Annotated in this window: 12 protein-coding genes; 5 read left to right on the forward strand and 7 right to left on the reverse strand. The window is 67.7% G+C overall.

Translation table 11 applies throughout. The features are described 5' to 3' along the window. Positions 1–186 precede the first annotated feature (186 nt). Entirely contained in the window at positions 187–465 is a 279-nt protein-coding gene (locus J8I35_RS07835; RefSeq protein WP_209924924.1) for a hypothetical protein, read from the reverse strand. 51 nt (positions 466–516) lie between these two features. Between J8I35_RS07835 and J8I35_RS07840 the strand changes: the two genes are divergently transcribed. Next, on the forward strand, positions 517–1,392 hold the full coding sequence (locus J8I35_RS07840; protein ID WP_069617970.1) for a LysR family transcriptional regulator: 876 nt from the start codon (positions 517–519) through the stop codon (positions 1,390–1,392). Positions 1,393–1,463: 71 nt separating this feature from the next. Next, entirely contained in the window at positions 1,464–1,748 is a 285-nt protein-coding gene (locus J8I35_RS07845) for a transcriptional regulator (RefSeq protein ID WP_089489757.1), read from the forward strand. Between the two features lie 114 nt (positions 1,749–1,862). Here J8I35_RS07845 and mgtA read toward each other — a convergent pair whose 3' ends face one another. The 3 genes from mgtA to J8I35_RS07860 form a co-directional block, all read right to left on the reverse strand. Then, complete coding sequence (mgtA, locus tag J8I35_RS07850) at positions 1,863–4,628, reverse strand: magnesium-translocating P-type ATPase (RefSeq protein WP_209924925.1); 2,766 nt, start codon at positions 4,626–4,628, stop codon at positions 1,863–1,865. A 716-nt stretch (positions 4,629–5,344) separates the two neighbouring features. Further along, positions 5,345–7,012: a S8 family peptidase gene (locus J8I35_RS07855; protein WP_089489436.1), complete on the reverse strand. Its 1,668-nt coding sequence runs from the start codon at positions 7,010–7,012 to the stop codon at positions 5,345–5,347. Continuing rightward, positions 7,009–7,215 (reverse strand): hypothetical protein, encoded by a 207-nt coding sequence (locus J8I35_RS07860; RefSeq protein WP_209924926.1) that lies wholly within the window; start codon positions 7,213–7,215, stop codon positions 7,009–7,011. The genes J8I35_RS07855 and J8I35_RS07860 overlap by 4 nt, the downstream gene beginning before the upstream one ends. A gap of 213 nt (positions 7,216–7,428) precedes the next feature. Here J8I35_RS07860 and J8I35_RS07865 point away from each other — a divergent pair, with 213 nt between their 5' ends. Then, positions 7,429–8,325: a glutamate/aspartate ABC transporter substrate-binding protein gene (locus J8I35_RS07865; RefSeq protein WP_089489435.1), complete on the forward strand. Its 897-nt coding sequence runs from the start codon at positions 7,429–7,431 to the stop codon at positions 8,323–8,325. Positions 8,326–8,400: 75 nt separating this feature from the next. Here the strand turns inward: J8I35_RS07865 and J8I35_RS07870 are convergent, their stop codons facing one another. Then, positions 8,401–8,925 (reverse strand): hypothetical protein, encoded by a 525-nt coding sequence (locus tag J8I35_RS07870; RefSeq protein ID WP_209924927.1) that lies wholly within the window; start codon positions 8,923–8,925, stop codon positions 8,401–8,403. A 292-nt stretch (positions 8,926–9,217) separates the two neighbouring features. Here J8I35_RS07870 and J8I35_RS07875 point away from each other — a divergent pair, with 292 nt between their 5' ends. After that, a complete protein-coding gene (locus J8I35_RS07875) occupies positions 9,218–10,465 on the forward strand; it encodes a multidrug effflux MFS transporter (RefSeq protein ID WP_050012797.1) in 1,248 nt (415 codons plus the stop codon). A 20-nt stretch (positions 10,466–10,485) separates the two neighbouring features. After that, positions 10,486–11,007 carry a GNAT family protein gene (locus J8I35_RS07880; RefSeq protein WP_089489434.1) on the forward strand — a complete coding sequence of 174 codons (522 nt, stop codon included), beginning with the start codon at positions 10,486–10,488 and terminating at the stop codon, positions 11,005–11,007. A gap of 28 nt (positions 11,008–11,035) precedes the next feature. On the opposite strand, the gene J8I35_RS07885 is transcribed toward J8I35_RS07880, so the two are convergent. Beyond that, the gene (locus tag J8I35_RS07885) at positions 11,036–11,725 is read right to left on the reverse strand and encodes a hypothetical protein (protein ID WP_209924928.1); all 690 of its coding nucleotides are present in this window, start codon (positions 11,723–11,725) and stop codon (positions 11,036–11,038) included. A gap of 123 nt (positions 11,726–11,848) precedes the next feature. After that, complete coding sequence (pbpC, locus tag J8I35_RS07890) at positions 11,849–14,101, reverse strand: penicillin-binding protein 1C (RefSeq protein WP_209924929.1); 2,253 nt, start codon at positions 14,099–14,101, stop codon at positions 11,849–11,851. Positions 14,102–14,108: the final 7 nt, after the last annotated feature.

Genomic DNA, 14,108 nt, shown 5'->3' on the forward strand with positions numbered 1-14,108 from the left:
TTTTCACGCGCGATGCGGCTGCGCGGAATGCATGGGCGGTCAGCGGGTGCGGGAAATTATACGGTCGATCGCGGGACGATGACGATTGGATGACGCGCAATGACGCGTGATACGGGATGATTTCGGTCTTTTTTGCGCTGCCGGGCAAGCGGTGCGCGTCGCGTGAAAGGCGGGCAGATGCGCGGTTCAGCGCGGCCGGTTCCGCCGCGACACGACCGCGAAACTGATCGCGATCGAACCGGTCACCGCGCGCGGCGGCGCGTCTTCCAGCGCATCGCCGAAGCGAAAGCGGCGGCTGCGCCCGTCCGTGCGTTCAGCACGACGCTTCGGTGCGCGCGCAGCGGCGGCAGCAGCGCATTCGCTTGCATCCGCGACATCGGATGACGGCTCGGCCACGCAGTCGGCCGCTGGATCGACGGACATGAAAGTAAGTTCCGGGAAGGGCATGTCCGTATTGAACGCCATTGCATTCGATCGGTAAAATGAATCTTTCGATCGTTATGATTCCATTAAAGAATGGAACTGAAACTGCTACGCACGTTCCTGACGGTGACCGAGCTGTGCCATTTCAGCCGTGCGGCCGACGCGCTGCACATGAGCCAGCCCGCGCTCAGCAAGCAGATCGGCGCGCTGGAGGCGAGCCTCGGCGGCAAGCTGTTCGAGCGCGGCCGGCATGGCGCGGAACTGACGCCGTTCGGCGAACGCTTCCTGCCCGACGCGCAGGCGCTTGTGCGAGATGCCGACGAAATCCTGGCGCGTGCGCGGGAAGCGACGAGCGGTCAGCGCGGGCACTTGCGGCTCGGCATCTGCCTGTCCGTGCTCACGCTCGTGCCGAAACTGATCGCCGAATTCCGCCGTCGCAATCCGGGTATCGCGGTGACGCTGAGCGACCTGTCGTCGTCCGAACAGACGCGCCGGCTGCACGCCGGCAAGCTCGACGCCGGGTTCCTGCGCCTGCCCGCCGACGAAGGCTTGTCGTCGTTCAAGGTGACCGACGAAGCGCTCGCGCTCGCGGTGCCGCCGCATCTCGGTTTCAAGCGCGTGCCGGCCAACCTCGACGTGCTCAACGAGATCGGCTTCATCGCGCTGCAGCGTGCGCGCGGCCCGGGACTGGCCGCGCAGATCGACCGGTGGTGCGTCGAGCGCCGCTTCGTGCCGCACGTGATGCAGCAGGCGGAGGACGTGCAGTCGGTGCTGACGTCGGTCGCGGCCGGCGTCGGCGTCGCATTCATTCCGTCGAGCGCGCAGTACCTGCTGCGCGACGCGACGGTGCTGCCGCTCGACGGCCGGGACGCGAAGTGGCGCGTGGGACTCGCGTGGCGGGCCGAGCGCGACGATCCCGTCACCACGCGTTTCGTGTCGTTCATGCGCGCCGCGCTCAAGGGCGCGTGACGCGGCGTATAGTGCTCGCGATGGTTGTCTCCATGCATGCCGGCCCGACGCCGGCCGACGAACCCGAACCGATGACTTCTGAATCCGACGAATCCCCGCTCGATCCCGCACTCGTCGCCACGCTCGCGACGCTGAACGAAGCCGCGAGCGATCCGGCCGGCAAGGCGTGGTCGCTGCCGAAGATCGCAAAGCGTGCGCAACTGCCGATGAGCACGCTGCGGCGCGTGCTGACGCAGCTCGACGCCGCCGGCCTGAGCGCGACGACGCTGAACGAGGACGGTACCGGCAGCGCTGCGCTGACCGACGAAGGGCGCGCGGTGTGCGCGCAATTGTTCGGCGCGAACGATGCGCAATGATTGAAAAACGGGCCGCTGATACGGCCCGAGGCATACGGATGGCTCGACGCGGACGTCGCGCCGGCCCGTTCGTCGCTCGCGAACGCGGGCCGGCACGTCGTCATCGGCGCGACATCAGAACCACTGCTTGTAGCGACGCACGTAGATCGTCTTGACGATTTGCGCGAGCACGATGTAGCCGACCATCGTCGCGGCGAGCCAGAGCCAGTAGGTGCCCGGCAGGTGCATGAAGCCGATCGCGTCCGCGAACGGCGAGAACGGCAGCCAGCAGCCGATCGCGATCGCGGTGACGGTCGACAGCAGCACCGGCAGCGACGCGGTGCTCTGCAGGAACGGGATCTTCTGCGTGCGCAGCAGGTGCACGACGAGCGTCTGCGATACGAGGCTCTCGATGAACCAGCCCGAATTCATCACGATCTGGCCGCTCGCGCCGCCGTTCAGGTGATACAGCGCGCCCGCCCCGAACACGGTCCACATCAGGATGTACGTCGTGATGTCGAATACCGACGACGTCGGCCCGACCCACAGCATGAAGCGGCCGATGTTGCCGGCTTCCCACTTGCGCGGCTTCTTCAGGAACTCGGGATCCATCTTGTCCCACGGCAGCAGCATCTGCGACGTGTCGTAGATCAGGTTCAGCACGAGCAGCTGCGTCGCGAGCATCGGCTCCCACGGCAGGAACGCGCTGGCGACGAGCACCGAGAACACGTTGCCGAAGTTCGAGCTGGCGGTCATGTTCAGGTACTTCAGGATGTTGCCGAACGTCTCGCGGCCCTTGATCACGCCTTCCTCCAGCACCATCAGGCTCTTTTCGAGCAGGATGATGTCGGCGGTTTCCTTTGCGATATCGGCGCCGCTGTCGACCGAGATGCCGACGTCCGCGTCGCGCAGCGCGGGCGCGTCGTTGATGCCGTCGCCGAGGAAGCCGACCGTGTGGCCGTTCGCCTGCAGTGCCTTGACGATGCGCGCCTTCTGCAGCGGCGTGAGCTTCGCGAACACGGTCGTGCGTTCGACCGCCTGCGCGAGTGTTGCATCGTCGAGCGCTTCGATCTCGGTGCCGAGCATCGGCTTGGCCGGCTCGAGGCCGACCTGGCGGCACACCTTCATCGTGACGGTCGGGTTGTCGCCCGTCAGCACCTTCACCGCGACGCCGTTCTCGCGCAGCGCGGCGAGCGCCGGCGCGGCCGATTCCTTCGGCGGATCGAGGAAGGTCAGGAAGCCGCGCACGACGAGGTCGCGCTCGTCGGCGGTGCGGTATTGCGCGCGTTCGTCGCCGCGCGGGATCGTGCGCGTCGCGAGCACGAGCACGCGGAAGCCGTCCTCGTTGTACGCGGTGGCCTGTTCGAGCAGCCGCTTGCGGGCGACGAAGTCGAGCGGGCGCACGCCGTCTTCATCCTGCACGTGCGTGGACACCGCCAGCATTTCCTCGACCGCGCCCTTGCAGATCAGCAGGTGCGTGCCGTGCGTATCCTCGACGACGACCGACAGGCGGCGCCGCACGAAGTCGAACGGCAGTTCGTCGATCTTCTTGTAGTCCTGCGGCTTCACGCGTTCGCCGATCTCGTCGGCGCGCGCGACGACCGCGATGTCGATCAGGTTCTTCTGGCCGCTCTGGTGGAAGCTGTTCAGCCAGCCGAGCCGCAGGATGTCCTCGTTCTTGTGGCCGGACAGGTCGAGGTGGTGTTCGAGGATGATCTTGTCCTGCGTGAGCGTGCCGGTCTTGTCGGTGCACAGCACGTCCATCGCGCCGAAGTTCTGCACCGAGTTTAGCCGCTTGACGACGACCTTGCGGCGCGCCATCGCGACCGCGCCGCGCGCGAGGTTCGCGCTGACGATCATCGGCAGCATCTCGGGCGTGAGGCCGACGGCCACCGCGAGCGCGAACGTGAGGGCGCTCAGCCAGTCGCCCTTGGTCAGGCCGTTGATCATGAACACGATCGGCACCATCACGAACATGAACTTGATCAGCAGCCAGCTCACGCTCGCGACGCCGCGGTCGAAGCTCGTCTCGATGCGCTTGTGGCTCACGACGTTGCGCGCGAGCGAGCCGAAGTACGTATCTTCGCCGGTCGCGACGACGACGGCCGTCGCCGTGCCGCTGACGACGTTGGTGCCCATGAAGCAGACGTTCTCGAGATCGAGCAGCGATGCCGGTGCGTCGTTCGCCGCGCCGGCCGCTTGCGTGCTCGCGGATTTGCCGGCCACCGCGCCGAGCGTGTCGTACTTCTCGACGGGCAGCGCCTCGCCGGTCAGCACGGCCTGGCTGATGAACAGGTCGCGCGACGCGAGCAGCCGCACGTCGGCGGGGATCATGTCGCCGGCGGAAAGATGCACGATGTCGCCGACCATCACTTCGCGCATCGGCACCTCGCGGCGCGCCGGCTCCGACGTGTCGGTCACCGCGCGCTGCACGGTCGCCGTCGTGCGGACCATCGCCTTGAGCTTCTCGGCCGCGCGCAGCGAACGGAATTCCTGCACGAAGCGCAGCAGCGCGCTGATCGTGACCATCGTCAGCAGGATGGTCATGCCGACGTAATCGCGATCGTCGGGCGCCGCAAAGTAGACGTCGGTGCAGAAGCTGATGGCGGCCAGCACCAGCAGCACGTAGACGAACGGGTTGTGGAACGAGAGCAGCAACTGGCGGGTCCAGTGCGGCGGTTTGTCGTGCGCGATTTCGTTCGGGCCGTAGCGTTGCAGGCGGTCGGCGGCCTGGTCGTAGGTCAGGCCGCGTGTGCTGGTGCGCAGCGACTTCAGCGTGTCTTCGAGCGGGCGGGCCGCTTCCTGCGCGGCGCGCATGATGCGCGGGTCGTTCTGCTGGCCTGCGCCGGCCTTGATGAAGCCGCGCTGTTTCTTGTGCGAGGTGTTGTGTCGTGTCGTCATGAGTCGCTCCTTGCGCACGAGGCGGCGGGCGGGGAGCGGCCGTGACGTTATCGACGCACGAGCGCTCCCCGCCGCGTCGCGTCAGGCGCGATCGGCTGTGGGTCGGTAAAGGCGGGAACGCTCGCCGGCGCGCAGCATGCGGACGGCGTGTCGATGTGCAGCGTTGCACCGGCGAGCGGTAATCGACTACTGTCGTCTGAGTTCATCTGCACTCCTGTCGGTTGCGGATAGTCGGCACGGGCGATCGGCAGCGGCGCGCGCAACGAGGCGCGCGGCCGGACGGCACGCGAACGGCGGGCGCACGCGGCCGGCGCCGCGCGCAACGCGAACGCACGCGCACGACGGCGCGTCGCGTGCATTCGACAACATCGAAAATTCGGGCGGGAGATCTGGCCGATAGTCAGGCCGGAAGGGCGCCGCATCCTGCTTCCCGGGATGCGGCAGAAGACGAGGCTCTGCGCGTTTTCCTCAGGCAGCAGTCAAGTTGGTGATGCACCAACTACAACTCGCATCGGTGTTCACAGAACACTCCATGTAACTAGACGGGGGCGATGGTAATGGCTCGCTGTGCGAAGCGTCAACCCTTTTGTCAGGCGTTATTTCGAGATAATCGATCGCGCCAGTGCGCGTTCGCAGGCGTGTGCGACAGCCCGTCACGAAACAGCCGCGCGCATCCCATGTCGGCATGCGCGCGGCCGTGTCGAACGAGGCGCCGGTTACTGGTTCGCGGTCGCGACGGCGGCCCCTGCATCGAGGATGCCCGAGCCTGCGGGCAGCGCGGTGCACGACGTGCCGGCCGCGAGCTTCGCCGCGCGCGTGCCGCCTTGCAGCTTCTGCAGGATCTGCGCGGGCGTGAGGTTGCCGTTCACCGACAGCATCAGCGCGGCGACCCCCGTCACCTGCGGCGCCGCGAGGCTGGTGCCGTTCGCGGGGCCATAGGTGTCCGAGCCCGGCGTCGTCGTGCCGGTGTTCGACGTCGACAGGATGTTGACGCCCGGCGCGCTCAGCGCGACGTCGGCGCCGAAGTTGCTGAACGATGCGCGGCGGCCCGTCGCGTCGGTCGCGGCGACGGTGATCACGCCGCGGCAGTTGGCGGGCTGGTCGAGCCCGGTCGACAGGCCGTCGTTGCCGGCCGCGACGACCACGGTCACGCCCTTCGCGGTCACGTCGTCGATCGCCTGCTGGAACGTCGTGCTGCAGGCGCCGACCCCGCCGAGGCTCAGGTTGATGATCTTCGCCGGCCGCGGGTTCGTCGGTACGCCGACGACGTTGATGCCGGCTGCCCAGCGCATGCCGTCCGCGATGTCGCTCGTCACGCCGCCGCACTTGCCGAGTACGCGCACGGGCAGGATCTGGCCGAGCCACGATACGCCGGCGACGCCGGTGCCGTTGTTGGCGGTCGCGCCGATCACGCCCATCACGCGCGTGCCGTGCCAGCTGCTGTTGCTCGGCTGGCTTGCGCAGTGATAGTACGGGCCGTTGACGTTGTCGATTTCCTGCTGCGTGACCCAGTCGCCCGGATCGGTTGCGTCCGGGCCGCGCGTCAAGCCGTTGTTGCTGGTGTTGACGTTGCTGATGAAGCTGTAGCCGGACAGCAGGTTGCCGACGAGGTCGCCGTGCGGCCGATAGCCGGTATCGAGCACGGCCGTGACGACGGTCGGCGAACCCTTGGTCACGTTCCACGCCGGTGGCAGGTCGATGCCGGCGGCCGGGTCGGACAGGTACCACTGCTGGTTGTAGAGCGGATCGCTCGGCGTGTCGCGGATCTGCATCGGGTGATCCGGCTCCGCGTAGTCGACATCGCTGTCGGCCGCGAACGCCTGGGCGAGCGCGGCGGCATCGGCGGCGGCCATGCGCTGACCGAGCGACAGCACGGCCGCGCCGCTCGAGATCGTTCGTTCGACCTGCACGTTCACCGGCGTTTGCCCGACCGTGCTCGCGTACGCGCGTGCGTTACCGGTCACGGGCGCCGTCCAGCGCGTCATCGCACGCTGGATCACCGCATCGAGTCGCGAGCCGTTGTCGATGGTCGCCATCGCGCGCGTGGCCGTCAGCGTTTTCAGCTTGACGATGAGGTGATCGACCGGCGGCTCGACCGGTGCGGTCTGCGCGGCCATCTGTACGGCGGCCTGCTGCGACGTGCACGCATTGCCGCCGGACGATGTGGGCGGGGCGGTCGGGGTGGGTGCGGGAGCGGGCGTCGGAGCGGGGGCCGGTGTCGGTGTCGGTGCGGGGGACGCGTTGGACGAAGAAGGGTTGCTGCCGTCGCCGCCGCCTCCGCCGCAACCGGCGAGGGGCAGGAGAGCGGCGGCGGACAGCATACCGGCGAGCATGCGCGCATGGGCGGGGCGCGCCAGCGCGAAATTGAAGCGTTTGGCTTTCATGTTGAAAGTCGATCCTCGAAGATAACCGTCGTGCCGGCGGTGGTGCCTGGTCCGGCGTACACCGGACCTTGTTTTTGTTCGGCGCACGCAGCGCTGCTGCGACGCGCCATGCATTGGGTAACGGCTGATGAGGCGGCTTCTTGAATATGTTTTGTGTGAAAAAGGGGCGAGACGCAAACGATTGCGATGCTGTCTTGCAGCATGAACGCGCGTTTGGAACGAGTGATCTGTTCATCGGGTGCAAGATTGCAGGCGGTCGACCCGGCGAAACGTTCGGCACAGGCGCTTTTGCGCGCCGCGGAAACGATTTTCTCGGTGAGGCCGCGACAGCGGCCGCTTGACGCTTTCCCCGATGCGGCGCGAATTTTGTTGGGCGTACGATCGCGATTCGATCAACGTTTCGTCAGGAGAAAAGCATGGATCGCCGCTTTCGTTGGCTGGCCGTTGCGCTCGCCTGCGCGCTGGCGGGCACCGCGCACGCGCAGGCCCTCACCGGTACGCTGAAGAAGATCAAGGACACGGGCGTCGTGTCGCTGGGTATCCGCGAATCGTCGGTGCCGTTCTCGTATTCGGACAACCAGCAGAAGAACATCGGCTATTCGCGCGACATCGCGTCGCGCATCATCGACCGGTTGAAGACCGATCTGAACCTGCCGAACCTCGCGGTGAAGGAAATCCCGATCACGTCGCAGAACCGGATTCCGCTGCTGCAGAACGGGACGATCGACTTCGAATGCGGGTCGACGACGAATACGCTCGAACGGCAAAGGCAGGCCGCGTTCTCGAACAGCATCTTTCTGTACGGCATCCGTTTCAGCACGCGCAAGGATTCGGGCGTGAAGGACTTCGCGGACCTGGCCGGCAAGACGGTCGCGACGACGGCCGGCACGTCGGACGAGCGTCTGCTGCGCAAGCTCAACGAAGAGAAGGCGATGAACATGACGATCATCAGCGCGAAGGATCATGCCGAAGCGTTCATGAACGTCACGACCGGGCGCGCGGTCGCGTTCGTGATGGACGAACCGCTGCTGTACGGCGAGATCGCGAAGGACCGCAATCCGGGTGCGTATACGGTCGCGGGCACGCCGCTCGTCCACGAAAATTACGCGTGCATGATGCGCAGGGACGATCCGGCGTTCAAGCAAGTGGTCGACGGCGTGATCGCGAAGATGCAAACCTCGGGCGCGGCCGAGAAGCTGTACGACCAGTGGTTCATGCAGCCGATTCCGCCGAAGGGCGTGAGCCTCAACTATCCGCTGTCGGCGGAGATGAAGCAGCTGTTCAGGAATCCGACGGATCAGGCGCAGTACTGATTCGGCCGTCGCAACGAAAAACCGCCGGCAGGTGCCGGCGGTTCGAGCGCAGAGCGCCGAGCGGCGCGAAGCGCGTCAGGCCTTGATCTCCGGGCCGCGCGCGGCGGGTGCGGCCGGTGCCGCCGACGGCATCGGCGGCCGTGCCGGGGCGATGACGAGCACCGGTTGGGGAGCGGCCCACGCCGGTATCGCGAACTCGACCGGCTGCGGCATCGGCATCGCGAACGCGTTGGCGAGCGCAATGTGCTGCAGCGCCATCATCTGCTGCTGCATCGCGACCATCTGCGCCTGCGCCGCCTGCATCCGGTACTGCGCGGCCTGTATTTGCCGCAACGCCGCCGCGGGCGGCATGCCGCCCGACGACGACGTCTGCATCTCGAAGCTCGCGCCGCCTTGCGGGCTACGCCAGCGCCACGTGCTGACCTTCATCGGGCCGACGGCTGTCTGGACGACGCGCGTTTCGGCTTTCACGGGCACGGCCTGCCCGTCGACATTGACGAGCATCGGTTGGGCGGTCGCCGCCGCGCCGGCCTGCCCGGCCAGCGCGAACACGGGCACCAGCGCCAGCGCGCCCGCCGCCATATACGAACGGAATCGCATCTTCGTATCTCCATCAAACGAGACTGAATCAACAATGACGTACGGCTCACGGAATGAGCCATCCGAGACAATGCGACCGTCGGCTTAAACCAACATTAAAACTGCCGTCGGTCGGCCCGATCCGCGCATTCCATGATGCGCCGCCATCGGCATTCAACCTCGCCCGCGCCAGGGTAATCCTGTCGCCCGGTGCAACAACGGGCACAATACGGAATTCGCCACCACCGCACGCATGTTCGACATCCGAACACTGACGGTGCGGCACTGCTGCCCGACCTCCTTCCCGGTCCTCATGAACGCCACGCCCACTCCCGCGCGCGAGTCGAATTCGCCGCGCTTCCTGCTGTTCCTGATCTGCCTGTTCGCGTCCGCCGGCCAGCTCGCGATCGATATCTACGTGCCCGCGCTGCCCGACATGGCCCGTTCGTTCGCGACCACGCCGCAGGCGATCCAGTCGAGCGTGTCCGGCTATATGGCGGCCTACGCGCTCGGCCAGTTGATCTTCGGGCCGATCGCGGACGCCTACGGACGCAAGCGCGTGCTTGCGTTCGGGCTCGTGATCTACACGATCGGCTGTCTGCTGTCGCTGGGCGCGTCGAACCTCGAGACGTTCATACTCGCGCGCTGCCTGCAGGGCTTCGGAATCGCGACCACCAACCTGCTGGCGAAGGCGATCATCACCGATTCGTTCTCCGGCCAGGCGTTGATGCACGCGTTCACCTACATGTCGATCGCGTGGGGGCTCGCGCCGATCATCGCGCCGGTGATCGGCGCGCACCTGCAGGAATGGTTCGGCTGGCGCGCATGCCTCGTGTTCCTGCTGGTCTACTCGCTGGCGATGTGGGCGCTGCTGTGGCGCTACCGCGAAACCTTGCCGAGGCCCGTGCATCTCGAGCCGCGCACGTTGATGGCGAACACGGGCAAGGTGCTGGCGAGCCCGGTGTTCCAGAGCTGTTTCCTCGCCCAGGGGCTGTGCTACAGCATCCTGCTGGTGTTCAACATCGTCGGGCCGTTCATGGTGCAGACCACGCTGCACAAGCCGCCGACCTTCTTCGGGTATCTCGCGCTCGGCATCGGCCTCATGTATTTCCTCGGCGGCCTGTCGAACCGGATTCACGGCCGCGGGCTGCCGAGCGCCGAGCAACGGCTGCGTATCGGCGCGCGCGTGATGGCGGGCGCGTCGATCGCGATGCTGGTGCTGGCGCTGACCGTCGGCCTGCGCGTGTGGACGCTCGCGACGCCGGTGCTCGTGATGGGCTTCTGCGCGGGCGCGATGTATCCGACGCTGATGGCCAAGGGCAATTCGCTGTTTCCGCATATCGCCGGCCTGACGAGCGCGATTCTCGGCTGTGCGCTGCTGCTCGTGTCGTCCGCGATGATGGGTCTGGCCGGTTTCGTGTCGATTCACGTGCTGACGCCGCTCGCGGTGTTCTTCGTCGCGTTGTCGTTCATCGTCGTGTGGATGGTGACGAAGCTGCTGCGGTATCTGTCGCAGCAGCAGGCGGCGCCGGTGGTGTGCGGGCGGGGGGAGGCGGCGTAAGCGCGGATGGTGATCGACTCATGAACCGGATCCTGCTGAATCGCGTCGCCCGGTCCGACGCCGCCGATCTGATCGCCGGCAACCGCGCGAACCGGAGCCATCATCTGCCGTGGGTCGATTCGTTCATCGACCAGGCCGGGTTCGATCAATGGTTCGCCCGCTGCCTGACGGGGCCGAACGTCGGATTGGTCGCGCGCGAGCGGGCGTCGGGCGCGGTGGTCGGCGTGGTGAATCTCAACGAGATCGTCGGCGGGGTGTTTCAGAGCGCTTATCTTGCGTACTACGGAATGGCGGATTTCAGCCGCAAGGGGCTGATGACGGACGCGTTGCGCGCGGCGATCGACGTCGCGTTCGGCGAACTCGGGCTGCACCGGCTCGAAGCGAACATCCAGCCCGGCAACCATGCGTCGATCGCGCTGGTTCGACGGCTCGGTTTCCGGCAAGAGGGATTTTCGCCGCGCTATCTGCGCATCGGCGGCGAATGGCGCGACCACGAGCGTTGGGCGTTGCTGGCCGACGACGCGCACGAAGCCGGCGCCTGACGGTCGATTCTCCTCCCCCTCGCATCGCTTACAGCGGATGGGCGGCCCCGGCCTGCTGCAACAGCGACACGGCCACCGGATCCGGCAGTCCGTTCGAATCGATCGCCCCGGCTTTGCCCAGCGCGACGAGATCGCTGTCGACGCCCGGTTGCCCGACCACGAACGACGTGGTCAGGAACGCCGGCGCGGCGAGCGTGACCGCATAGCGCTGCTGCAGGTTCGTCACCACGGCCGATTGCGCGGCCTGCACGGTGTCCGGGCTGTTCATCGCCCGCTGGTAGCGCAGGGTGCTCTGGAAATTGCCGATCAGCCCGGCCGTGTTCGTCCCGAGTTGCGCCGCGAGATAGACGAGCATCAGCTCGGTCTCGGGCGTCGTGTTGAAGGTGCCGCCCGCATAGGCGAGCGAATGCAGGCTCGCGCCGCCCGACGCCACGGTGATCACGCATGGCAGCGCCGCGTTGAGCGTCACATGGTAGTTGCCGCCGCCGTCCGTCAGCGTCGTTGCCGAGCCCGCCGCGCAGTTGACCGTGACTTGCGCGCTCGCGAGCGCGTCGCCCGTCGCGGCCGTGCCCGACAGCGAGACGGTTTGCGTGTTGTCGTTGAAGCACGCGTCGACGCCGAAGTAGGCCTCGCCGTTGCAGGCGGGGAGGGCGGCGAGCGTTGCGACGCACAAAACGCGCAGCGCGGGGCGGGTGAAGCGCGTAAGGCGAATGTTCATGGTCGCGGGCAATCCGAGAGAATGAGGCAACCGGTGCGCGTGGGGGAATGCGGCGCTGTTGTCATTCTATGTCGTGATCCGGGGAAAGCGAATACGGCCGGCCGATAAGACCGCCTCACCGCCTCAGCGCTTGCGCGCACCCGGCTTCGCGAACGCGCCGCGCACCTCGAAGCCGATCGCGTCGGCGACGTTGCCGCGCGCATCGACGAGTTCGAGCCGGTGTCGGCCCGGCCACGGCAGCCACGCGACGCGATCGGCATGGCCGATCACCTTGTCGTCGAGCCGCCACGCGAACTTCGTCGCGTGCCCGGCCGATCGCTCGAACCAGATCCGCTGGTTCTTCGGCGGAATGTCGGGGTCGATCGCGAAGATCGTGCCGTCGGTCGGCGCGCCGATCGTCAGCGGCGCACGCGCACCGTCCTTGCCTGGCGCGACGGGCGCCGCGAGCCGGATCGTGTCGACCGCCGTGCCCGCGATGAACCATTCGTTGCGGGCCGGCTCGATGTCGCGCTCGAACGCGATGCGGCGCGTCTCGACGCCGGCCGGCGCGCGCGGCGCACGGCTCGGCAGGTCGCGATGCAGGTAGCCGACGACGGCCGACCACACGGGCGACGCGCCCGTGACGCCCGACACGTCCCACATCGGCGAGCCGTCCGCATTGCCGACCCACACGCCGACCGTATAGCGCGACGTGAAACCGATCGTCCAGTTGTCGCGCATGTCCTTGCTCGTGCCGGTCTTGACCGCCGAGAAGAAGCGCGTCGCGAGCGGGTTGTCGAAGCCGAACGTGCGCACGCGTGCGTTGTTGTCGGACAGGATGTCGGTGACGACGAAGCTGGCCGCGTCGCTGAACACGCGCGTGCCGGCGTCCATCCGCGCGGGCGCCGAGGCGCCGGATGCGCCGGATGCCGGCGTCGGCGCCGTGGCGGGCAGGTCGACGACCTTGCGCGCGACGCCACCGTTCGCGAGCGCGCGGTATGCATTGGTCAGCGACAGCAGCGTGACGTCCGCACTCCCGAGCGCCAGGCTGAAGCCGTAGTAATCGCCTTCCTGCGCGAGCGGCAGGCCGAGCGCGGTCAGCGTGCGCGCGAAGCGGTGCGGCGTGACGAGCACCAGCGTGCGCACGGCCGGCACGTTCAGCGAGCCGCCGAGCGCGCTGCGCACGCTCACCCAGCCCTTGAAATCCTTGTCGTAGTTCTGCGGAATGTAGAGGCCGCCGCCGGCGGCGAGGTTGATCGGCGCGTCGTCGAGCAGCGACGCGGCGGTCAGCCGTTTCTCGTCGATCGCCTGCGCATAGAGGAACGGCTTGAGCGTCGAGCCGGCCTGGCGCGGCGCGAGCACGGCATCGACGTCGCGCGCGCTCGACAGCGCCCCCGACGAGCCTACCCACGCGCGGATCTCGCCGGTCGCGTTGTCGATCACGACGACCGCGCCGTCCTGCACGTTGCGCCGATGCGCGGGTGCGTTCAGTTCGGTCAGCGCGCGCATCAGCGTGTCGCGCGCGAAGCGCTGCAGCGGCGCATCGAGCGTCGTGCGGATCTGCGCGCCGGCCGCCGGCTTGACCTCGGCCGCGATGCGTCGCGCGAAATGCGGGGCGAGGGCGGCGCCGTCGTCGCGTACGGCGTTGGCCGGGCGCGCGGTGACGAGCTGCACGTAGCCGTCGAGCGACGCGCACGCCTGCGCGGCCTGCATGTCGCGCAGGATCCGGCACGCGCGTTCGGCGATCTTCGCGGGCGCCGCGTTGGGCGCACGCACGAGTGCGGCGGCGATCGCGGCCTCGCGCGCGTCGAGGCCCGACGGCGCCTTGCCGAACAGCACCTGCGACAGCGCGCCGAGCCCGATCGTCTCGCCGCGAAACGGCACCAGGTTCAGGTACGCCTCGAGGATCTGGTCCTTGCGCCAGCTGCGTTCGAGCCACAGCGCGTTCACGGCCTGCGTGGCCTTTTGCGGCAGCGAGCGCTGGCCCGAGCGGCGCGGCGAATCGCTGAGCAGGCCCGCGAGCTGCATCGTCACGGTCGACGCGCCGCGCGTGCGCTCGTTCCACAGGTTGCCCCATGCCGCGCCGGCAATCCCGCGCCAGTCGACGCCGCTGTGTTCGTAGAAGCGCTTGTCCTCGGACACGACGATCGCCTCGCGGAACGCGGGCGATACGTCGGCGAGCGACACCCAGTCGCCGCGCCGTTCGGTGCGGTCGATGCGCGTACGCTGCAGCGGCGTGCCGTCGCGCGCGAGCAGCACCCAGTCGGAGCTGCGCCAGTTGCGGCGCACGTCGTCGTAGCCGGGCAGCGCATGCGCGACGAGCGGCGTGGCCAGCACGACGGCGACGAATACGCGGCCGGCGAAACGCGCCGGCCGCGGCAAAGCCAGATCGATCATCGCTTGC

The sequence above is a fragment of the Burkholderia sp. CpTa8-5 genome, assembly GCF_017815045.1.
In the GTDB taxonomy this organism is placed as follows: Bacteria; Pseudomonadota; Gammaproteobacteria; order Burkholderiales; family Burkholderiaceae; genus Burkholderia; species Burkholderia sola.

Coding starts and splice junctions, on each gene's coding strand:
- J8I35_RS07835 (WP_209924924.1), bottom strand. CDS start 465: ATGGCGTTCAATACGGACATGCCCTTCCCGGAACTTACTTTCATGTCC.
- J8I35_RS07840 (WP_069617970.1), top strand. CDS start 517: ATGGAACTGAAACTGCTACGCACGTTCCTGACGGTGACCGAGCTGTGC.
- J8I35_RS07845 (WP_089489757.1), top strand. CDS start 1,464: ATGACTTCTGAATCCGACGAATCCCCGCTCGATCCCGCACTCGTCGCC.
- mgtA (WP_209924925.1), bottom strand. CDS start 4,628: ATGACGACACGACACAACACCTCGCACAAGAAACAGCGCGGCTTCATC.
- J8I35_RS07855 (WP_089489436.1), bottom strand. CDS start 7,012: ATGAAAGCCAAACGCTTCAATTTCGCGCTGGCGCGCCCCGCCCATGCG.
- J8I35_RS07860 (WP_209924926.1), bottom strand. CDS start 7,215: ATGCTGCAAGACAGCATCGCAATCGTTTGCGTCTCGCCCCTTTTTCAC.
- J8I35_RS07865 (WP_089489435.1), top strand. CDS start 7,429: ATGGATCGCCGCTTTCGTTGGCTGGCCGTTGCGCTCGCCTGCGCGCTG.
- J8I35_RS07870 (WP_209924927.1), bottom strand. CDS start 8,925: ATGCGATTCCGTTCGTATATGGCGGCGGGCGCGCTGGCGCTGGTGCCC.
- J8I35_RS07875 (WP_050012797.1), top strand. CDS start 9,218: ATGAACGCCACGCCCACTCCCGCGCGCGAGTCGAATTCGCCGCGCTTC.
- J8I35_RS07880 (WP_089489434.1), top strand. CDS start 10,486: ATGAACCGGATCCTGCTGAATCGCGTCGCCCGGTCCGACGCCGCCGAT.
- J8I35_RS07885 (WP_209924928.1), bottom strand. CDS start 11,725: ATGAACATTCGCCTTACGCGCTTCACCCGCCCCGCGCTGCGCGTTTTG.
- pbpC (WP_209924929.1), bottom strand. CDS start 14,101: ATGATCGATCTGGCTTTGCCGCGGCCGGCGCGTTTCGCCGGCCGCGTA.